We start from the raw sequence: 20,802 nt of genomic DNA, 5'->3' as shown, positions 1-20,802 counted from the left end.
GCCGGTTAATAAAGTGTCCAACTTTATGGGGTCACTTCACCAATCTAAGTTGAAAGGGTCTTTTTTTAGAGCGACTTTCTTACTATTGAATATTACTGAACATCCGCAAAATGCGTTGCTAGCAACGCGTTACTGCGAACCAACAGACTACTTTTTTCGATTTCTGGTGCTAACCAGCGATCTTCATCATAAGAAGGAATACTTTCACGAATCAGCTCCCACGCTTTAAAAGTTCCCTCTCCCATGCTGCCAGGTTCAATAAACTCACAGGCTTGGGCGGCACAAAGGTACTCGATCGCTAAGATTTTGTTAGTGTTTTCCAGTACGGTTAATAACTTAAGCGCAGCCATGGTGCCCATACTCAAATGATCTTCCTGCAAGGCAGAAGTCACATAGTTATCTGTCACTGCAGGTACCGCAAAGCGTTTGTTCTCGGCACACAAAGAAGCAGCCACATATTGAACAATCATCATGCCAGAGTTCACACCTGGTTCAGACACCAAGTAGGCAGGTAAACCGCTGACCAATGGATTCACCAGTCGATCCAAGCGGCGTTCAGAAATGCCTCCTAACTCAGCAATGCTGATGGCCATCAAATCCGCCGCAATGGCCACACTCTCACCGTGAGGATTGGCTTGCGAGACCACACGATAATTTTCCGGCGTGCCAAGCACCAACGGATTGTCAGTAGCCGAACTAAGCTCCGTATTTACTTGCATAGCAACATGCTTAAGTTGATCTCTTACCGCGCCATGCACTTGAGGAATAGAGCGAACACTTAAGGCATCCTGAGTGCGAATGCCGTGATGACTCGTTAGATTTTCACTACCTTTGAGCAGACCTCGTAAATTACGTCCAACCGTTTGTACACCTTCATAAGGCTTTAACGATAAGACTTCTGGGTCGAGTGCATCTTGCTGGCCTTCTAATGCCTCAAAACTTAACGCACTAATAACATCTGCCCATTTGGTTAAGCGCCATGCGTCATCTATCGCAAGACAAGATAACCCTGTCATACATGGCGTGCCGTTCACTAGACTTAAACCGTCTTTTGCACCCAATCTAATTGGCTCCAACCCTTCCGCCAAAAAAGCATCGGTGGTTGGTACTACCTTGCCTTGATAAGAAACGGTTCCGATACCTAATAAGCAAACACCAATATGCGCCATATGCGTTAAATAACCGACTGATCCCTGGCTAGGCACCTGAGGTGTTATTCCACGATTCAAGAAATCCAATAAGCCTTGAACCAGATTGCGGTGAATACCAGATTTTCCCTTACTGTAATTCACCACCGCCGCGCACATAATGGCGCGGCACTGCTCATCGGGTAAGATTGGCCCAACGCCACAAGCATGGCTGAGCAAGGTGTTACGAGACAACTTACTCAGTTGCTCTGCCGTCAAACTCACACTACAAAGCGACCCTAAACCTGTGTTAATGCCATAAGCATTTTTGCCACTTTTAACAATGCATTGAACAATAAGCTGGGCGTTATCAATTTTCTCCCAGATGGAGTCCGATAACTCTAGCAAGGTGCCATAACGCGCTACTTGCACAACGTCTTGCCAACGAATCGCTTGTTCGCCAATTATTACTTTTGCACTATTACTCATTATATCGCTCAATTTTCACACAGTTGCGGCGCGACGCTGAACAAAGCGGTCAACGTATTCGTCCGCAGGATTATTCAAAATATCATGAGGCGTGCCGACCTGAATCAATTGCCCGTCTTTCATGATCGCAATACGATTACCAATACGCAGCGCTTCGTCCAAGTCATGAGTGATAAACACGATGGTTTTGTGAAGTGTGCTTTGCAATGTTAAAAGCTGGTCCTGCATTTCTGTACGAATAAGCGGATCTAAGGCACTAAACGCCTCATCCATCAAAATAATATCGGTATCCGCAGCTAACGCACGCGCCAAGCCTACACGCTGACGCATCCCGCCAGATAATTGTGCAGGATAACGAGATTCATAACCTTTCAGGCCAACCGTGTCTATCCAATAATTGGCTTTTTCTTCTTGGTACGCTTTGGTTTCACCGCGTACTTTTAAGCCGTAACCAACATTGTCCAATACGGTTTTGTGAGGCAATAAACCAAAGCTTTGAAACACCATACTGATTTTATTACGGCGGAACTGACGTAGTTGATTTGAGTTGTATTGCAGGATGTCTTCACCGTCTACGTAAATATGACCACTTGTCGGGTCAATCAGACGATTAAAGTGGCGCACTAAGGTAGATTTTCCTGAACCAGACAAACCCATGATGACAAAAATCTCGCCAGAGTCGATGCTCATTGAAATGTCATTTACGCCAACCACACAACCGGTTTTGGCCAAAATATCACTTTTTGATTCAGAGCTTTCGATCAGTTTTATTGCAGCGGGAACATTGTCGCCAAATACCTTAAATACGTTTTCGATTACTATTTTTTGCTTTGAAGAGGTCATACTTATGCTCCGTATTTTGGCTTGCCATAGGCTTGTGTGATTCGGTCAAACACCACAGCTAAAATAACAATGGCCAATCCAGCTTCGAGCCCACGCCCCACATTTAGTGTCTGAATGCCAATAAGAACATCTTCGCCCAATCCTCGAGCGCCAATCATAGAAGCAATCACAACCATAGAAAGAGCCATCATGGTAGTTTGGTTAATACCCGCCATAATGCTAGGCAAGGACAAAGGCAACTGCACACCAAAGAGCAGCTGAGAACGAGTCACACCAAAAGAATGCACAGCTTCAATAACTTCTTTATCCACTTGGCGAATACCCAGATCTGTTAACCGTATAAGAGGTGGCACAGCATAAATAACTGTCGCAAAAATAGCGGGCACTTTCCCTAAGCCAAACAACATAAGCACTGGAATCAAGTAAACAAAACTTGGCATGGTTTGCATGATATCCAGCATCGGCATAAGTACTTTTCGCAACCTATCACTGCGCGCAGAAAGTATCCCCATCGGTATACCAATCAATACCGAAATAAAGGTGGAAATCAGCATCAGCGCCAAGGTTTGCATGAGCTTATCCCACAAGCCAACTGCTCCGACAAAAAAGAGCAAGCCTGTAAGAATCACCGTTGGCAAAATTTTTCTAGTCGCATGAAAAGCAATGACCGCCACAAATATAAGCATCATCCACCAGGGTACAAAGCGGAGAAACTTTTCAAGATTCACGATGGAAATTAAAAGGACATCAGAAATATGTCGAAAGACATCACCGTAATTGGTTACAAGATCATCAACCCAAGCGTTGATCCAATTAGCGGTTGTAAAAGTAAACTGCTGTGGAAACATATCAGTACCTAATTTTTATTCGAAAAATGCGCCTTCTCTGCATTTCCTTTAAGAGAAGGCGTCATGATTAAAGACCGCTTTGAATGTTTTTCGCCGCGTTAGCACTCACCCACGTCGTCCAAATCTCAGGCTTTTCTTTAAAGAAAGTTTTGGCCAGTTCAGGCGCATCAATATGCTCTACGCTCATACGCGCTAAATAGGTATTTAACAGATCAATAGGGATATTTACTTTCGAAAGCACATTCACAAGCTCAGGCGCTTCATCGTGAAAGGTTTTAGATAGTCCAACTTGAATAGTAACGCTTTTGTCTACGCCCGGTTTTTCCTCTAATTTGATTACATCAACACGACCTAAAAGCGCGGTTGGTGACCAGTAATAGAATAAAATAGGTTCTTTACGTTTATAGCTAGACAGTACTGCTGCATCTAAGGCAGGGCCCGTGCCGGATCGGAAATTCGTATAGCTGTTTTCTAAACCATAATCTTTTAGCATTTCTGTGTTTTCTGTTTCACATGTCCAGCCAGCAGGACAGTTATAGAAGCGACCTTTAGAGGGCTCTTCTTGATCTCGAAAAATAGCAGAGTACTGAGCGAGATCGGCAATATTTTTTAAATTAGGAGCGCTGGCTTTAATACCACGAGAAGCATCCCCTTCAACCACAAAACGTGGTACGTACCAACCTTCTACCGCGCCGACTACTGGCGCTCCAACACCTACAACTTTGCCCGCTTCAGCCGCTTTATTCCACACTTCACTTCGGCCTACCCACTCTTCCGCAAACACTTGAATATCATTGGTGCTAAGAGCATTTTCCATTGAGATAGAGTTACCAGGTAAGCTATCTACTTTACAGCCATAACCTTCTTTTAAAAGTGTTTGCATGATCTCAGTTAGCAGCATGCCACTTTCCCAATTCAGTCCTGCAAATTTCACCGCTTTACCTGAATCGCACCAATCACTGGCAAAACTGGCATTTGCGCCAGCGGTTAAAGCAAGGCCCACAGCAACACATTTTACTTTGCTCATTACTTTCATGTGATCGTTCCTCATGTTCGTTTTTTTAATTTGGCCACAAGTTATCGATGCGTCTCAGCTAACCCACACCTAATGGAATTAATTGCATCAATAATATTTTATACAACAAATGGTAGTAACATGTATATACAAGCAAGCCATATGCCAACATTTTTTTCAAACTAATCACGAGAGAAATAAAAGAAAATAAGAAACAAAATAGGTCGTACAGCACATAAAAAAGCCCTTTCTATGCACTAAAAAGGGCTCCTGTGCACCAAAATAAAACAAAAAACTAACGACCAAAATGTCCGAATAGTTGAAAACGCGAACCAGGGTGTAAGAGGCGAGCAGCCGTGACGATCTCATCGCCCGCCCAAGTACGACGCTTGATTTGTAAACAAGGTTCTGATACTTGAATTTGTAGGCGTTCGCATTCGACAGCATTAGGCAAGACAGCTTCTACTAAATGCTCGCCTTCCGTCATCGGTGCTACACTCATCAGGTATTCATAAGGCGTGTGTCTGGCAAAATCTTGTTTATCGTAATCTGGTGCTAACGTTGCATTAACAATTCGTTCTTCTATTTGAATAGGTAAATCGTTTTCGAAGTGCAAAACCACAGAGCGAAAAATGCCATGATTTGTACGAACGCCGAGCGTCATTGCCTCTTCCATGGAGGCTTTGGCAGATTCCAGTACTAATAATTCAGAACGATGTTTATGGCCACGAGCAGCAACCTCTTCCGCTATGTTATGAACTTCAAATAACGCTGAATGAGCTTTTTTCTCCGCAACAAACGTACCTAAGCCTTGGTGACGAACAAGGTAGCCTTCTGCCGTTAATTCACGTAATGCACGATTCACCGTCATACGACTCACACCCAATGCCTTAACGACTTCCGCCTCCGAAGGTATACGTTGATTCGTTTGCCACTCACCCGATGAAATTTTTAACGAGATAGCCTGTTTTAGTTTGGCATAAATAGGCTGTGGTGCATCTGGTAAATCATCGAACAAGTTAGCTAAATTGGGAGCGGTTACGTCAGACACTAGAGATTCCATATGTTCATGAATTTAAGGGGAAATTATATCGTGAGTCGGCAAGAACAAACAATAAACTTGTCTATACACTACTAAATAGGTGCCAGCCAGAGTGCAGCTAACCACGAAAGCCCCATCAATAAAGAAAAGATCACGCCCCAGCGGGGCGTCTTCACCTCAACAGGAGCCGCTTCAATAGATGTCGCTGTGTGATGCTTTTTTCGACCAAGAATCATAGCTTCAATTAGACGCTCTTTGAGGCATAGCTCATGATATAACACAGCCAACACATGCACAGCGACCAGCCCAAGTAGGACGTTAGGTAAGAAGTGATGAATCGACGCTAATTGGCTAGCTAAATCTTCTGAAATTAAAGAATTAAATGGGCCGAACCAAAACACTTCATCACTGGTAAACAGTCCTGTACCCCACTGTACTGAAAGCGCGAGTAACAAAACCACCACCATTAATGCACCGATCGGGTTATGACCTAAATATTTTTTGGGTCGACCAGACAGCAGCGACATAGCAAAGCGAAAAGCGGCTTTTGGCCCTTTCACAAATTGACTAAAACGCGCGTAATAAGAGCCATAAAAACCATAAAGAATACGAGCAACAATAACCGCAGACAAACCATAGCCCATATAAAAATGGTACTGAATATAATCACCGTCTGATTTCCCTGTCACAATCAAACCTGTAAACAAAAGCACCATCAGCCAATGGCTAATGCGCACAGGCCAATCCCACACTAATGTTGATTTCATCTTTATGATCTCCTGCCAATATTCAGCGCCCGATTTCATTCTTGTGCAAAAAACATGCTCTTGCTAAAAGGTGACATTAAACACTATGCTGTGAAAAGCAAGATTCTGATTGCCTATTTTCAGCACTTAGCAGATAAACGCGTATCTCTGAGCATTATCAATATTCGACGGATAGGGCAAAAATATGATTGTCATTGTATTCCTGATTACATTTTGCACCACAGTATTGTTAGCGTATCTATTTTTATTTAATGGTCGCTTTTTTAGTCGGCAAAATGCAGTCATCGGTGTACCTATTGAGGTGATAGCAGAAGATTTAAGCGACCTTACCAACTGGAAAACCTGGTTACCTTGGCTTATTTATGAACCTAAAGCTTATGTTGACTATGAATACTTAAACTCAGGCATTCATTCAGTTTTACCTACTTGCTTAGTTTGGCAAGGTAAACTCATTAAAGATGGCTATATTACTCTAGAGCCATCTCGCTCTAGCGCTCATTACTTTCATACACTATTAGAAGCACCAGCTTTTTATCCAAACGATGTGCATTTCAATATTGATCTAACCAAACAAAAAGACCGCACCTTAGTCACCATCCAGATTACTGGTAAACTGCCTTTTTTCAGCCGTTGGAAACAAAGAAACTACGGCCTCCGCGCAGATAAAGACACAGAACTCGCGCTACTAAAATTATTGGCTTACCTAAACAAATACAGCAAAGCATCAAGCCATGAATACAACGCTCCCGCCTTTGAGTGGCTCGAACGAACCAGGCTGGATAATGTGGATGCGGTGACTCGACCTTTTGTGGTAAGTAACCAGCCAATGTCACAAAAAATGGATCAAGGTTTCCACGATTTAATTACCGAGCTTGGTCCAGAAAATCCACCTGCAGGCCCATGTTTCGCCTTGTACAAAAAAGCTGACATCGCCCACCATTATTTTTCTGGGCGATTAGGCATTCCCGTTCAAAACCTTGTACCGTGTGAACTCTACCCAGAGCGTATTGTCTTACGAGGTAGTTATTTACATCTACGCTATATGGGAAGTTACCAAAACCTTTCTTTGGGGTGGCATGTTTTATACAGTTTTATGAGGCTACACCATTTGAAACCTCATCGACGACACTATGGTGTGGAAGTTTTTGAAGTGGGGCCATTACAAACCAACAACTCAAAAGACTTTGTCACATCAGTATATTTACCCATCAAATAATAGACTTAGCTGTTTTATGGGAAAATGTTTTTTTCAACCCATTTCTTTTAAGGAAATACAACACTATGGTTACCTCCCCCAAAGTTATGCAATTGGTCGAGAGTCTTTTGCGCATTATTTTAACGATTGTATTTTTCTATGCTTTTAAAGCCTTGTTTGATGTAGAAAATGATTTATTGCTGGCGTTCTTTTCTGTGCTATGTGCCTTCGTCTTATTCAAAGGGTTAGTACTGGGTTTCAATAGAATCACAGCCAAAAAATAGTGCCAATCCGCGCTAAACTTAGCGTATCCTAATGGTTTATATCCCCCTGAATACACAATGCAGATTGAATGGATACAAGCCTGCATTCTAGCTAACACTTGCAGATAAACATGAGTCCTTCTATGACGACACTCTATCAAGAACATCTTGCCGTTCTCAGTAATCGATATGAAAACACCATGACACATTTTGGCCTAGACGCCATTGTTTTAGCCTCAGGGGAAAAAAGCTATTATTTCCAGGATGATCACACCCATCCTTTTCATGCCTATTCTGGCGCACAGCAATGGTTACCTTTTACTCTAGGTGCAGAAACCTATGTTGTACTAAAAACGGGCGAAAAGCCGACCTTAATATGGCCTATTCGTGATGATTTTTGGCACGCTCCAAACCCCGTTCCGAGCGGCGATTGGCAACACGATTGGAACATTGTTACCGCACGAAAAGCAGATAAATGGTTTGCAGACTTACCTAAACAAACCGCTTGGCTTGGCCCACAATCGATGCCATTCGCTGTGGCCTGTGAAGGCTTAAAAGCCTATGTAGATTTTGCCAAAGCGGTAAAAACTGATTTCGAAATTCAAGCCATGCGCCAAGCAAGCATGCGCGGCTCTGCCGGTCATATCGCAGCAAAAGAAGCCTTCTTAGCAGGCGGGAGCGAACTAGAAATTCATCTCTCCTTCTTAAAAGCCAGCCAGCAAAGCGCTTTTCAAGAACCCTATCCAGGCATTGTCGGTTTAAACGAGCACGCTGCTGTGCTGCATTATGAACATAAATCCATAGAGCAAATGGCGAATTCTCGTACGCTACTTATTGATGCAGGTGCCAACGAGCATGGTTATGCCAGTGACATTACGCGTACCTTTACCCGCCACGATAATGACTTTAACGCCTTGATCAATGACCTCGATACGATGGAGCAAAAGCTTTGCCGCAGCGCCATGTCTGGTGTTAGCTTCCGAGATTTGCATCAAGACACACTAGTGGGTATTGCGACGTTACTTCTTGAGCATAAGGTTTGCTCGTTAAGTGTTGAGGAGCAGTTAACCAAGCGCATTCCACAAGTTTTCTTTCCCCATGGTTTGGGTCACTTGCTTGGCTTGCAGGTTCACGATGTGGGCGGTCATCAAATTGATCAAGCGGGTACATTAAGCAAGCCAGACGATAGTGCTCCATTCTTGCGCCTCACCAGAACATTAGAGAAAAATATGGTGATCACCATAGAGCCTGGCTTATATTTTATTCCAATGCTAATCGACAAGATGAAGGCAGAGGTATCAAATCACGGTTGCGATATGGCACGTATTCAGCACTTCATGCCTTATGGCGGCATCCGTATTGAAGACAATGTCGTGGTGAAAAACGACCAGCCAGAAAACCTCACTCGCATCGCCTTTTCCAATCAAGCCTAAGCAAAATCGTTTACTTCTTCATCAATATCAAAGGATTGATATTGATGAAGCCTCCAATCTTACTTTTTTCTGGCCGAATCTCCCGTAATTTACATATTTAAACTTAGTCATCTATAACTAAAAGACAATAAAATGAGTAAAATATGGAATACATACAGTATTTATCAATAATCACTCATCGGCTAAGGTTACAACGGTTGCAAAATATCTGTTTAAGGATTAGTCAGGTATTTATAGACGATAATAAAAAAAACACTAACCAAGCCAAAACCATCGCAAGATGGACGCTACAGAGGCCCCTAATGAAAAAAACAACAATTGCGTTACTAGCAGCACTATCCCTTACTTCCAGTCTAACTCTCGCTGATTATCCTACCAAAGACATTCAAGGCATTATCCAATGGGGAGCCGGTGGCTCAACTGATACGGTTATGCGCTCTATTGCCCCACACGTTGAAAAAGAGCTTGGCGGCGATATCATCCTGACCAACAAAACTGGCGGTGTTGGTGCTATTGCGACTAAATATGTCAATGCGAAAAAAGCCGACGGTTACACCCTTCTGATGGGTGCCGAAAATCCTCAGATGTATAAAATCCTAGGGCTTTCCAATATCGACTACAGCGATATGATTGCAATAAATGTATTGGCTCGTGGGACGCCAATTATTGTGGCAAACAACGACGCACCATTTAATACCATGCAAGAACTCATCGAGTATACAAAAGCTCATCCAGGCGAAGTAAAATTCGGCTCTACAGGCCCTGGCGGATTAACCTCTATTGTGACTGCCATGCTGGACTCTCAAGTCAAACTAAACTACATCAGCATTCCGTACAATGGTGATGGTCCAGCGTTAACAGCACTACAAGGTGGTGCTATTGATGTAATGCCTGCTGTATTAGGCGCGACCATCGAACAAATTAAAGCGGGCCGAATGAAAGCCATCAGCCTTGTCGACGTGGAGTCAAATAAGCTACTTCCTGACCTTGCGCCTATTACCGATGCATTACCAGGTATGAAATCTTACTTACCATGGGGACCTTTCTTTGGCGTGTTCGTAAAAAAAGGCACACCAGATGAAGCCGTAGAAAAACTACAAGCGGCCTTCCAAAAAGCTGCTTACAACAAGGACTTTGTTGACCTAATGCAAAAGCGCGGTTTTACCATCATGAATATTTCTGGTAAAGAAGCTGATTACTTCCTAGAAGCTTACCGTTCAACGTCTTCTTGGCTAGTACATGACGCTGGTTTTAGTAAGTTCTCACCAGAAGAGTTTGGCATCCGTAAACCATAAGGCAGCCACTCCTTTTTGATCCTAGACGCGACTTACTCACTGTAAGCGCGTCCCATCTTTTGTTTTATCTGGAGTTACAATGTCCAGTCAATCTCCTTCATTAACAACTCGCAAACCCGGCGAGCGTATTTTTTGTTTTCTGCTGGTTTTAGGAAGTGTTTATCTGTTTTGGCAAGCTTATAAAATTTCAGGCTTCAGCTCGTTAAGCTCTCCTGGCGCTTTTCCACTTGCCGCCTCCGCTGCCATGGTACTGGCATCCTGCATAACGTTTTTGAATACGCTGAAAGCACCAGCCGCAGAAGATGTTCGTTTCGTTTATCACTGCTTCCCGCCAGTAGTGGCGTTTATTATGGCGTTGATTCTCATCTATTCAGTGGTTTTAGAAAGTCTAGGATTCGTTCTGACAAGCTTTGTTTTTCTGTTTATTTCCATCCAGTTTTTATATCGACGCAGTCCACTCACGACGCTTGCTATTACATTGCTATCACTGATTGTTGTGTACATTATTTTCCGCCTCGTTTTTCAAGTCGTGCTTCCCGAAGGCATAATGCCTGAGCGCGAAATTCTATCCTCAATAACATCTTTGTGGAGATAGTCATCTTATGGATGCTTTTAATTATTTCGCCATGTCTTGGCTGTCCCCAGAATTACTAGGCTTAACAGCGCTAGGTACTTTCTTAGGGATTTATGTCGGCGCGATTCCCGGCTTATCGGTCACTATGGCCGTTTCTATTTTGATCTCGTTTACGTTCTCATGGGACGTGAATTACGCACTGTGTCTTATGGTTGGCGTCTATATGGGCGGAGTTTATGGTGGTTCTCGTACCGCTATATTACTCAATATCCCAGGCGCACCTTCCGCGATTGCTACGGCATTAGACGGTTACCCGTTGGCGAAAAAAGGCTTAGCTGGGGAAGCCATTGGTTTGTCTACGGTTATGTCCGTGGTCGGTGGTTTTGTCGGCATTATCGTCTTGGCGATTGCGGCACCGACAGTGAGTGAGTTTGCCATCACCTTTCAACCACGTGATTACATGATGTTGGGCATACTCGGCATTATGTTAGTAGGCTCTTTGTCTGGTAGCAGTTTGGCACGAGGTATTTTTGCGGGCGCTCTTGGACTATTGATAGGTACCGTTGGTCTAGACCCTATGACAGCTGAGGAGCGCTTTACGTTTGGCGTGGTCGAGCTTTGGGATGGCATTAACCCTGTTGCGGTGATGATTGGTATGTTTGGTATCTCTGAAGCCTTGCATCAGTTACACCATATGAACAAAGCCGTAGTGAAGCAGAAGATATCTCGCATCATTCCGAAATGGTCAGACATTAAAAAGTACATGCCACTTAGTCTACAAACGTCTTTCATTGGCGTCATTGTAGGAGCGTTACCCGGAACAGGTGGTGATATTGCCGCTCTGATGGCTTACGACCACGCTAAACGCGTTACCAAAAATCCAAAAGTCCCATTTGGAGAAGGCGCCAAAGAAGGCTTGATCGCACCAGAATCGGCGAATAATGCCGCAGTCGGTGGTGCTTATATTCCAATGTTAACTTTGGGAATTCCTGGCGACGCAGTAACCGCGGTATTCATTGGCGCCTTGTTTATACATGGTTTGAATCCAGGTCCTTTGCTGTTAGTCGAACAACCTCACATGTTCTGGTTTACCGTCGGCAACCTAACATTAGCCAATATTTTCGTGCTGATCTTTGGCTTAACTGGCATCAAACTATTCTCGAAAATCGTCGAATGCCCTAAAGGCATTTTGATTCCGCTGATTTTCCTTTTATCTATTGTTGGCGCTTATGCAATTAACAATGCCATTACAGATATTTGGTGGATGTTAGCCTTTGGCGTGTTTGGCTACTTTATGCGCCTCTATGGTTTTCCGGTTGGCCCTGTAATCTTAGGTGTAATTCTGAGTTCACTAACCGATGAAAACTGGCGTCGTGCCATTCTGACGGAGCGCGGCAGCGTGAGCGATTTGTTTATCAATATGCTCCATAGCCCACTATCAACCGTATTGTTCAGCGTGATTGTATTGATCCTCTTTACTAAATCTCCTATTTGGACGAAATGGTTAAAACGGAAAGTTTTTCGCCCATCTGCATAGCTTTTTATTAGCAATAAACAAACACCGGCTGTCTCGTTTAATCAATGACACAGCCGGTTTTTTTTAGGCTCCACCATTCAAAAATACTTATTATTGATTCTTGGCTAATCCTTCAATTTACATCTGAAAGCGCCATATTGTTGATTCTTATCGCCAAAACGAACCAATCTGGAGCAATAAAAACCATAAAAAAACCAATACGGTGCAAGCCTAAAATATCAAGATTAAATAAAACACTGTTTTATTCTTTATATCCAGTCGAATTATAATGTCACTTTATAAGTTTGCAGTACATCAAACTAAAGTTTTAAATTGAGAAAACAATGGCAAAAAAATTGCTTTTTTAAAGCTCCCCTAAGCGCCTGCAACGAAGTAGTGCTTAACGCAATGGAGCGATATAGACATGAGTTTGAAAAGCAATCAGATGTTACTTTCAGCAAAAGAACGTCGTTGGTTACCTTGGTTTGGCAATACTGGTCGACTCTCTCTTTTTTGGTCATGCTACTTAAATAAAGAAACCTATCCTAATATCGAAAAAACCTTTGAAAGCATTGCCAACACAAGGGTAAAACTACTCAATACTTGGGTAAATAATCAATGGTCGCAGTTGGATGTTTTGTTAGAAATCATCACCGGCTCATTCCCACATATTGAACAAGAAGCGCTAGAAGAACGCCTAAACATAGTGCCTGATGTATCCGAATATTTTGTGATTGATACTCAAGGCAAAGTGCTCAAATCCACATACAAAGATCGCGTTAATAAAATAGACTTACAAGCTAAAGCAGTAGAAGCTGGCTTAAATCATCAGTTCCTCCATGGACCTTATGTGGACCAAAACACGCTAAGCATTGGTGCTTCCAGCTCAAAATTCCATGATGCCGTGACGCTGATGTTCTATCTGCCAATTAAACAAAACGGTGTCAGCGTAGGTGCCATTTGCGCTCGTGTTCCCAATGATGTTGTTGGCGACCTGATTCAGCGCGAAGCCGGACATATTTATAAAGAATCCGGCGACAACTATTTGTTCATGGTGAAATCTGAGTTCGACAAATCCCTACTACCCGGAACAGCGCTTTCCCGTTCACGTTTTGAAGACAATACCTTCAGCCATGGAGAGAATCTAAAAGGCGGAATCACAACAAATTGGGGAGCTGTAAAAGTTCAACAGCATACCGAATTTGAAATCCGCTTTACTGACCCAGCAACAAAAGAATTGCATCCAGGGGTACGAGAAACCATTAAAAACGGTCAGAATCTTTTTGTAACTTACCCAGGCTATTCTGACTATCGACACATTCCCGTTATCGGTAAAGGCGTCACCTTTCAGTTAAAAGGCAGCCCAGACACATGGGGAATGATGTGTGAAGGCGATTTGGAAGAAGTCTATCGTCGTCGCTCTATCAATCTAAAATTAATGAAAAGCTACCTAATGGCCTCCAGTGTTCCTCTTGTCGTTAGTACCTCATTACAAGCCTACACCAATTTATCCATCGTCTTGACCAGCGTGGCGGCTTTCGCCAGCTTAGGCGTTGCTGGGCTGCTGTTTAATAGGCTCAGCACCAAAAAAATAAGCAGCAGCATGAGTCAAATGACGGAAGTAATTCAAACCATCGCAGAGGGTGAAGGCAACCTTAAGCAGCGTCTTGACGACGATCTTGCCAACGACGAAACCGGCGATATGGGACGCTGGATGAACAGCTTTATAGATAATCTTGATACCACTATGGGACAAGTTATCTCTGCCAGCACCAACGTCAAAAAGTCTAATGACTTTATGGTTCGTACTAATGAAGAAGCTAGCCAAGCCTCACATTATCTCGAGTCCACCGTAGAAAGCATGCTTAACGTATTTCAACAACAAATAAACGAAGTGCAAAACGCCTCGAAAACCGCGGATGATTTGAAGCAAGCTATGAATCAAGTGGCAGCAGAAACACAATCTCGCTTGCTAGACGCCAAAACAGGCACACAAGAAATACGCGATGTAGTACGGGCCACAGCGGAATCGGTAAAATCACTAGATCAAAAAACCAATGAAGTCGCAGGTATCATCACCACTATTTCGGATATTACCAACCAAACCAACCTATTGGCATTAAACGCTGCGATTGAGGCCGCAAGGGCAGGTGAACATGGACGTGGGTTTTCTGTCGTTGCTGACGAAGTACGCAGTCTAGCGTCCAAAACAGCCGCTGCTGCAGAAGAAATACAAGCCATGCTAGAAGGTATTCAGGAAGAAACACGCAGTGCGGTGAGTTTTATGGAAAAAGGCGCAGAAAATGTCGATAAAAATCTCATGGCAAACGAACAAACCAACACTGGCGACAGTGCTTTATACGCCTTAGTCGACACCATGTTTGAGGCTATTTTATTGCTCAACGAAAGTAACAAAGAAAATGCGAAAACTGCCCATGAAATGGGTGCAGCGACAGAACAAATGCAACGCTCGATTGCTGCACTACAAAGACGCTCGTCCCGCGTTGGATTGTCAGCACTAAAACTCAACTCGCTGGTTGGTCAGTTCCAAGTAACCGCCAAATAACAAAAAGACGCAACTGTCTTTTTCACTTTATTAAAGCAAAAAAAACCGGAGGAAGTTTCCTTCCTCCGGCATAGTTTCCTCACAAAAGGATACGCCTAAAATACATCATTCCCCGCAATGACAATGATTTATTTTTTCTCTTGGCGCGCCTGTGAGGCAAGACGGACAAATGCATTCGCTTCGCCATAACGGCTGTAATTACCAACTCGTTGTACAACTTCAAAAAAGACGCCATGCACTTCTTCTGTATAAAAATGGAAGAATTCACCTTCGTCATTTTGGTCATACATGATGTTGTGTGACTGCAATTTTTTAATCATCTCTGCAGGCAAGCCAAAGCGCGCTTCAATATCACGATAATAGTTCTGTGGGATTGGCAGCTGTTTTTCGCTATCAATGTTTTTTGCCGCAGCAAAAATATCATCACAAGCAAACGCAATTTGATGCACACCAGAACCTTTTGATTTCTGAATAAAACGCTGTGCCGACGCGCCACGTGCGTTGGTCATATTCAATGGAATACGTACACGCTTGTCTTTGCTTAGCGCCGTACGACTCACGACCAACCCATGAATATCCGGCAAGTCTTGACTGGCATCGATATCGAAGCCAAACAAGGACTTATAAAAGAAAGTCGCCGATAGAAAATCGGTATTGGAAACCGTTTGGCCAATGTGATCAAAGCGGGTTAAGCCCACGCCTGTTTCACCTTGAATGCCTTGAATGGGTTTAAAGTCCACCTCAAAAAAACGTACCGCAGCATCTGCAGAAACAAGATACACCAAGCTATCACCAATACCTCGAAGCGCTGGGATGTTTAATTCCCCAGGACCGGCTTGGTTTTCAAAACGCTCTACTCGATAACGCTCAGCCAGTGACAAGGTCGCTTTAACATCTTCAGAAGCAAACGCCATTGCACAAACTGACACACCATGTTTTTGATAATGCTCGTGGGCTTGGCTTTTCGGTTCGCGGTTTAAGATCAGGTTAATATTTCCTTGGCGCATCAAGCTAACGTTTTTAGAGCGATGTTTATGGGTTTCATGAAAACCTAACTGGGCCAAAGTATTGGTTAACGCTTCTCCGCTTTCGCCTTCAATGGCAAACTCTATGAACTCAACATCACTCACTTGTGGCGCTTCAATTGGAGCATTTTTTTCTTCACGTTTGCTCACCGTTTGGTCATCGAGCCAAATCAATGAACGCATGCCATCAATGGCTTTTTCCAGTGGAGAAGAAGAGCGGAATTCGTCGTTGAAAATTTCATGAGACAAATAGTCATCAAACCCTTTGTCTTTCAAAACTTGTAGAAACTCGACCACTGGCATGTCGCCTTGGCCAGGGAAACAACGGAAATGTCGACTGTATTGCAACACGTCCATCTGTAGACTTGGCGCATCAGCCACTTGCACCAGCGCAATCTTGTTTAAAGGAATGTCATCACGCAGAACATCTAGCGTGTTGCCACGGGAAAACATGTGGAAGGTATCTAAAATTATCCCCAAGTTCGGATGATCAACACGCTTCACTAAATCCCATGCTTCATGATAATCAGCAATATGGAAACCCCAAGCTAGGGCTTCATAACCCAGCATGATGCCTTCTTTTTTAGCTATTTCAGCCAGAGCAAATAAGTCCGCCGCGCAAACATCACGATCCGCAGAAGAATAAGGCTGCACGTTACTGCAAAACAACAAACGATTCGTACCCAGCTCATGAGCAACATCTATTTTGTGTTGCAACATCTTTGCCTTTTGCGAGCGCATTGGCTCAGGCATGCCTTCCATATCGCGGAATGGTTGCAAAGCAATAATTTCCAAGCCTAGATCTTGCGCCATACGGCGCACATCTTTTGGCGAACCATCGAACTGAGTTAAGTCATTCTCGAAGATTTCCACACCTTGGAAGCCAGCTTTTGCCGCCGCTTCGAATTTTTCTCTCAGCGTGCCAGATATGGTTACGGTTGCGAGTGCTGTTTTCATTCTTACGCCCTGACTGTCTACATTTCATAACGAAAACGATATATGAGAAACAAACCTGTTTTTTGCTTCTATATTTACTAATATTGATGCTAGCACAAGACTTTGAAATTGAACGTCATCTTAAGAATGAAATAAAGCGCCAAAAATATATCGAAAAAGGAATACATAGCATCTTTCCAAAAACGTGACATAGGAGTGTAATATAGGAAAATCATTCCCTTATTAGCGCTTGTAATGAGCCTGATTCCTTAGTGTTTCTTACTTAGTGGCTGACTACCTAATAACCAATTAGCAGCGACTGAAACCATGCGTGTACGATGGGAGACTTTTTATGTTAGAAAACCGTATTAAATATCGCCACCTTCAATGTTTTTTAGAAGTCACTCGCCAAGGCAGCGTTGTTCGCGCCGCCGATGTATTAGCTCTCACCCAACCAGCTGTATCAAAAAAACTGAAAGAATTGGAAGACATTTTAGGCGTCAGGCTCTTAGAGCGCAGTAAAAAAGGCGTTGAGTTGACTCCATTCGGCAATGTATTTCTGGAGCACGCTAGCACCAGCGTTGCGGCATTACGAGAAGGCACCGAACGCGTTGTTCAAGCACAACAAAAAGGCATAAGCCGAATCAGTATTGGTGTTTTACCAACCGTTGCGACCAGTATTTTACCGGAATCCGTGAAGCGCTTTCGTACCGGTGGTATTGATGTTCGTCTGCATTTGGTCTCTGGCCCAAACGCCTTATTAATGAGCCAACTAAGAGTTGGCGAATTGGATTTAGTAGTTGGCCGCCTAGGCGTTCCAGAAGCCATGTCTGGCTTGTCATTCCAACATTTGTATTCTGAACAGGTAACTTTTACCGTTCGCCCCAATCACCCATTGCTAACAAAAGAAAACTTCCAAATCAGCGATATTGCCAATTACACCGTGCTCTACCCGCCAAAAGGTTCCATTACCGCACCTTATGTAGATCGTTTTTTATTATCCCAAGGGGTTAGCACTCTCACCGATAGAATCGACACCGTATCAGATTCATTTGGTAAGGAGTTTATTCGCAACAACGATGCAGTGTGGATCATTTCCCGTGGCGTAGTAGCGCGAGAAATTTCGGATGGCGAACTGGATGAATTGCCTATCGACACAAAAGAAACGCTAGGGGCGGTTGGTTTAACAACACGAGCGGACTCGGTGCCGTCTATGGCGCTTAAACTCTTTATGAATGCCATTCGAGATACGGCACAAACCTTAGACAGCTACTACAAACCGATTGATCATCACCATAAAGATGGCCCAGCCATTTAAACTGCTCTTTTAGTTACAAAAACAGGAACCTTAGATGCTGACTATTGTTGCGATCACAACTCCGATTTTTATCATGATTATGTTGGGGTACTTTGCGGTTCGCGTTAAGTTGGTTCCTGGTGACACCATTGCGGGCATGGCGAAAATCGTCATGTATTTCACGCTTCCTGCATTGATTTTTAGCACCTTGGCCAGAATGGAATTTAATGAGGTTATTGTCCCAACCTATCTTGCCACATACGCCATTGGTTCAATCTTAACCCTTCTTATTGGAATGGTGATTAGCTTAAAAATAATGGGGCGTTCTTTAATAGAGAGTACGTTGAAAGGCGCGGGAATGTCCTGTTCAAACTCGGCATTTTTCGCTTATCCTGTGATGCTACTGGCCTTTAGTGATCCCCCAACGGCAGCATTTGCCATGTCATTAATCATAGAAAACATTCTGGTTCTGCCAATCACATTTGTGATTCTAGAAATAAGCGCTTCCAGAGGACAAGGCTTAAAACCCTCCTACATGCTCTATACCGTGGTAAAAAGGTTGATCAAAAATCCGTTGATTCTGGCCGTCACTGGCGGTGTATTAGCCTCGACCTTTCATCTAGAATTGCCTGCTGTGATTGATCGAGTATTGGTCATGCTATCCGGAGCATCTGCCACACTCGCACTCATTGTGCTTGGCGGTTCATTAGTCGGAACCAGCCTAACAGGCAATGCCAAAGACATTTGCTTTGTCACCACAGGAAAACTCGTACTACATCCATTGATGATTGCTGTCGTGGCACTCTTTATGCCAGAAATGGACCGTAACCTGCTGCTCGGTGGTATCTTGATTGCGGCCGTTCCTATGATGAGTATTTATCCCATTATCGGTAGCCAGTATGGATTCCGTTCTCTTTGTGCAAGTATTTTATTGATCACCACACTGGCGTCATTCGTCACGCTTGCCGTTATTTTGTCTCTGATGGGCTTAAGCTAAGACCATCAGAAAGACAAAAATGGATTATAAATGAGTATTTTGAATCTGTTTTTAACAAAGTATTAGCAAGCACTAAGCTTTGATCTTATGCACTAAGCCCTGAATCCCCAACACATACCCTTGAACGCCCATACCAACGACGATTCCGGCCGCGGCAGGAGAGATATAAGAGTGGTGACGGAAGGCTTCGCGAGCGTGTACATTAGAGATATGAACCTCAATCACGGGCACATCAGCGCCTTTTATCGCATCGTGAAGCGCAACAGATGTATGAGTATAAGCACCTGGATTGAATACCACACCCAATACTTCGCCCGCTTTAATACGACGTCCCGCTTCATGAATGAGGTCAATCAAAACACCTTCATGGTTAGATTGATGGCATTCCACCTCATGACCTAATGATGCCGCCGCTTCACGACACATAGCTTCAACATCAGCGAGCGTCTCGTAACCATAAGTTGCTGGCTCACGAGTGCCAAGTAAATTTAAATTTGGACCGTTTAATACCATGATGGTAGACATAATAATTGCTCCTATAAATCAATATAAATATTCAAACAAACTGGGGGATGGTCTTACTCTTATACAAAGAATCGCAATAAGACGCTCAAGGTAAAAAATGACAACACAGTGGTTATTAACAAAGTGCTGGCGCAAAAAGTGCGCGCGCCATATGCCCCGCAAACAATGGGATAAGTGCTAAACATAGGCACTGAAGCGAATATAATTACCGCGATTTTGAATTCGTTTGCCATGTTAGGTGTAAGCAACAAGAACAAGGTAACCAGCACTGGAAACAGCACTAACTTACCAGCAGCCACCAGCAAAATAGGGCTTAGTTGACCTTTAATAGATACGCCAACTAAAGAGCCGCCAATCACAATAAGCGCAGCTGCAGAAGCCGATGCAGCCAGTAAATCCAAGCCTTTGCCAATAAAGTTCGGCAAACCTAGTTCAAAAATAGAAAACGTTAGGCCAGCGACTAACGCAATTAATAATGGATTAGTCGAGATGCGCTTTAAAACAACAATGAAAAGCGCTTTACCACTGCTTTCACTCTTACCCAACACTGTTTCTATAAAAATTAAGCAAATTGGCAGAAAGATAATATTTTCGACCATCAACGACATCACAAATGCCTGCGTCAAAGGAGGATCAAAAAACTGTAATAGGACAGGAAAGCCAATAAAAGCGCTGTTTGACATGGTTGCCCCAACACCTCTTACGCCAGCATCAACCAAACCACTTTTAAGCAATCGCCAGCTCAGCAACACAGTAATAAAAAAAGTCGCTAAACCACTCGCTGCATACACAGCAAGATAGTCAAAATGCAGGACTTCTTTCAGCTCCATGCTTGATAATTTCATAAAAATCAAAGCAGGCAAGGCAAGATACAAAACAAAACGACTTAACCCAGGAATTGCAGCTTGCGGCAGAAAGGAATATCGAACACAGATAAATCCCACAAATATCAAAAAAAAGATCGGTGCTGTGATGTTTATTACGGCTTCCATGTCACCATATCCTCGTGGTTTATTGCGTTATATGCTTTTAACTCGGCTAGAACTTTC

Annotated in this window: 18 protein-coding genes; 9 read left to right on the top strand and 9 right to left on the bottom strand. The window is 43.4% G+C overall.

The genetic code is table 11. The features are described 5' to 3' along the window. Positions 1 to 92 precede the first annotated feature (92 nt). From KPL72_RS16720 to KPL72_RS16695, 6 genes are all read right to left on the bottom strand, one after another. Positions 93 to 1,616 carry an HAL/PAL/TAL family ammonia-lyase gene (locus tag KPL72_RS16720; protein WP_219703797.1) on the bottom strand — a complete coding sequence of 508 codons (1,524 nt, stop codon included), beginning with the start codon at positions 1,614 to 1,616 and terminating at the stop codon, positions 93 to 95. Between the two features lie 15 nt (positions 1,617 to 1,631). After that, positions 1,632 to 2,459: a quaternary amine ABC transporter ATP-binding protein gene (locus KPL72_RS16715; protein ID WP_219703796.1), complete on the bottom strand. Its 828-nt coding sequence runs from the start codon at positions 2,457 to 2,459 to the stop codon at positions 1,632 to 1,634. Between the two features lie 2 nt (positions 2,460 to 2,461). Beyond that, complete coding sequence (locus KPL72_RS16710) at positions 2,462 to 3,307, bottom strand: ABC transporter permease (protein WP_212916571.1); 846 nt, start codon at positions 3,305 to 3,307, stop codon at positions 2,462 to 2,464. Positions 3,308 to 3,374: 67 nt separating this feature from the next. Further along, a complete protein-coding gene (locus tag KPL72_RS16705) occupies positions 3,375 to 4,343 on the bottom strand; it encodes a glycine betaine ABC transporter substrate-binding protein (protein WP_219703795.1) in 969 nt (322 codons plus the stop codon). 274 nt (positions 4,344 to 4,617) lie between these two features. Next, positions 4,618 to 5,373, bottom strand: a complete 756-nt coding sequence (gene hutC / locus KPL72_RS16700; protein WP_346729526.1) for a histidine utilization transcriptional repressor HutC — start codon at positions 5,371 to 5,373, stop codon at positions 4,618 to 4,620. An 83-nt stretch (positions 5,374 to 5,456) separates the two neighbouring features. Continuing rightward, positions 5,457 to 6,131, bottom strand: a complete 675-nt coding sequence (locus tag KPL72_RS16695; protein WP_219703793.1) for a cytochrome b/b6 domain-containing protein — start codon at positions 6,129 to 6,131, stop codon at positions 5,457 to 5,459. A 184-nt stretch (positions 6,132 to 6,315) separates the two neighbouring features. Here KPL72_RS16695 and KPL72_RS16690 point away from each other — a divergent pair, with 184 nt between their 5' ends. The 7 genes from KPL72_RS16690 (at position 6,316) to KPL72_RS16660 (ending at position 14,973) form a co-directional block, all read left to right on the top strand. Further along, positions 6,316 to 7,347, top strand: a complete 1,032-nt coding sequence (locus KPL72_RS16690; RefSeq protein ID WP_219703792.1) for an SRPBCC family protein — start codon at positions 6,316 to 6,318, stop codon at positions 7,345 to 7,347. Positions 7,348 to 7,412: 65 nt separating this feature from the next. Next, entirely contained in the window at positions 7,413 to 7,610 is a 198-nt protein-coding gene (locus tag KPL72_RS16685; protein ID WP_219703791.1) for a hypothetical protein, read from the top strand. Between the two features lie 110 nt (positions 7,611 to 7,720). Further along, positions 7,721 to 9,022 carry a Xaa-Pro dipeptidase gene (gene pepQ, locus KPL72_RS16680; protein ID WP_219703790.1) on the top strand — a complete coding sequence of 434 codons (1,302 nt, stop codon included), beginning with the start codon at positions 7,721 to 7,723 and terminating at the stop codon, positions 9,020 to 9,022. A 302-nt stretch (positions 9,023 to 9,324) separates the two neighbouring features. After that, the gene (locus KPL72_RS16675; RefSeq protein WP_212916578.1) at positions 9,325 to 10,317 is read left to right on the top strand and encodes a tripartite tricarboxylate transporter substrate binding protein; all 993 of its coding nucleotides are present in this window, start codon (positions 9,325 to 9,327) and stop codon (positions 10,315 to 10,317) included. A gap of 79 nt (positions 10,318 to 10,396) precedes the next feature. Beyond that, positions 10,397 to 10,912 (top strand): tripartite tricarboxylate transporter TctB family protein, encoded by a 516-nt coding sequence (locus KPL72_RS16670; protein WP_219703789.1) that lies wholly within the window; start codon positions 10,397 to 10,399, stop codon positions 10,910 to 10,912. Positions 10,913 to 10,919: 7 nt separating this feature from the next. Continuing rightward, positions 10,920 to 12,428 carry a tripartite tricarboxylate transporter permease gene (locus tag KPL72_RS16665; RefSeq protein ID WP_212916580.1) on the top strand — a complete coding sequence of 503 codons (1,509 nt, stop codon included), beginning with the start codon at positions 10,920 to 10,922 and terminating at the stop codon, positions 12,426 to 12,428. Between the two features lie 403 nt (positions 12,429 to 12,831). Further along, entirely contained in the window at positions 12,832 to 14,973 is a 2,142-nt protein-coding gene (locus KPL72_RS16660; protein ID WP_219703788.1) for a methyl-accepting chemotaxis protein, read from the top strand. A gap of 128 nt (positions 14,974 to 15,101) precedes the next feature. Here the strand turns inward: KPL72_RS16660 and KPL72_RS16655 are convergent, their stop codons facing one another. Then, on the bottom strand, positions 15,102 to 16,955 hold the full coding sequence (locus KPL72_RS16655) for a bifunctional sugar phosphate isomerase/epimerase/4-hydroxyphenylpyruvate dioxygenase family protein (RefSeq protein ID WP_219703787.1): 1,854 nt from the start codon (positions 16,953 to 16,955) through the stop codon (positions 15,102 to 15,104). A 331-nt stretch (positions 16,956 to 17,286) separates the two neighbouring features. Between KPL72_RS16655 and pcaQ the strand changes: the two genes are divergently transcribed. After that, positions 17,287 to 18,252, top strand: coding sequence for a pca operon transcription factor PcaQ (pcaQ, locus tag KPL72_RS16650; protein ID WP_219703786.1), 966 nt, complete (start codon positions 17,287 to 17,289; stop codon positions 18,250 to 18,252). A gap of 34 nt (positions 18,253 to 18,286) precedes the next feature. Next, on the top strand, positions 18,287 to 19,228 hold the full coding sequence (locus tag KPL72_RS16645) for an AEC family transporter (protein ID WP_219703785.1): 942 nt from the start codon (positions 18,287 to 18,289) through the stop codon (positions 19,226 to 19,228). Between the two features lie 72 nt (positions 19,229 to 19,300). On the opposite strand, the gene aroQ is transcribed toward KPL72_RS16645, so the two are convergent. Continuing rightward, a complete protein-coding gene (gene aroQ, locus KPL72_RS16640) occupies positions 19,301 to 19,753 on the bottom strand; it encodes a type II 3-dehydroquinate dehydratase (RefSeq protein ID WP_219703784.1) in 453 nt (150 codons plus the stop codon). 59 nt (positions 19,754 to 19,812) lie between these two features. Beyond that, positions 19,813 to 20,745 carry an AEC family transporter gene (locus tag KPL72_RS16635; RefSeq protein WP_219703783.1) on the bottom strand — a complete coding sequence of 311 codons (933 nt, stop codon included), beginning with the start codon at positions 20,743 to 20,745 and terminating at the stop codon, positions 19,813 to 19,815. Between the last annotated feature and the right edge of the window lie 57 nt (positions 20,746 to 20,802).

This window comes from Marinomonas lutimaris (genome assembly GCF_019426345.1).
GTDB lineage: Bacteria > Pseudomonadota > Gammaproteobacteria > Pseudomonadales > Marinomonadaceae > Marinomonas > Marinomonas lutimaris.
This window is presented reverse-complemented; position numbering and strand designations above follow the sequence as displayed.

Coding starts and splice junctions, on each gene's coding strand:
- KPL72_RS16720 (WP_219703797.1), bottom strand. CDS start 1,616: ATGAGTAATAGTGCAAAAGTAATAATTGGCGAACAAGCGATTCGTTGG.
- KPL72_RS16715 (WP_219703796.1), bottom strand. CDS start 2,459: ATGACCTCTTCAAAGCAAAAAATAGTAATCGAAAACGTATTTAAGGTA.
- KPL72_RS16710 (WP_212916571.1), bottom strand. CDS start 3,307: ATGTTTCCACAGCAGTTTACTTTTACAACCGCTAATTGGATCAACGCT.
- KPL72_RS16705 (WP_219703795.1), bottom strand. CDS start 4,343: ATGAAAGTAATGAGCAAAGTAAAATGTGTTGCTGTGGGCCTTGCTTTA.
- KPL72_RS16695 (WP_219703793.1), bottom strand. CDS start 6,131: ATGAAATCAACATTAGTGTGGGATTGGCCTGTGCGCATTAGCCATTGG.
- KPL72_RS16690 (WP_219703792.1), top strand. CDS start 6,316: ATGATTGTCATTGTATTCCTGATTACATTTTGCACCACAGTATTGTTA.
- KPL72_RS16685 (WP_219703791.1), top strand. CDS start 7,413: ATGGTTACCTCCCCCAAAGTTATGCAATTGGTCGAGAGTCTTTTGCGC.
- pepQ (WP_219703790.1), top strand. CDS start 7,721: ATGAGTCCTTCTATGACGACACTCTATCAAGAACATCTTGCCGTTCTC.
- KPL72_RS16675 (WP_212916578.1), top strand. CDS start 9,325: ATGAAAAAAACAACAATTGCGTTACTAGCAGCACTATCCCTTACTTCC.
- KPL72_RS16670 (WP_219703789.1), top strand. CDS start 10,397: ATGTCCAGTCAATCTCCTTCATTAACAACTCGCAAACCCGGCGAGCGT.
- KPL72_RS16665 (WP_212916580.1), top strand. CDS start 10,920: ATGGATGCTTTTAATTATTTCGCCATGTCTTGGCTGTCCCCAGAATTA.
- KPL72_RS16660 (WP_219703788.1), top strand. CDS start 12,832: ATGAGTTTGAAAAGCAATCAGATGTTACTTTCAGCAAAAGAACGTCGT.
- KPL72_RS16655 (WP_219703787.1), bottom strand. CDS start 16,955: ATGAAAACAGCACTCGCAACCGTAACCATATCTGGCACGCTGAGAGAA.
- pcaQ (WP_219703786.1), top strand. CDS start 17,287: ATGTTAGAAAACCGTATTAAATATCGCCACCTTCAATGTTTTTTAGAA.
- KPL72_RS16645 (WP_219703785.1), top strand. CDS start 18,287: ATGCTGACTATTGTTGCGATCACAACTCCGATTTTTATCATGATTATG.
- aroQ (WP_219703784.1), bottom strand. CDS start 19,753: ATGTCTACCATCATGGTATTAAACGGTCCAAATTTAAATTTACTTGGC.
- KPL72_RS16635 (WP_219703783.1), bottom strand. CDS start 20,745: ATGGAAGCCGTAATAAACATCACAGCACCGATCTTTTTTTTGATATTT.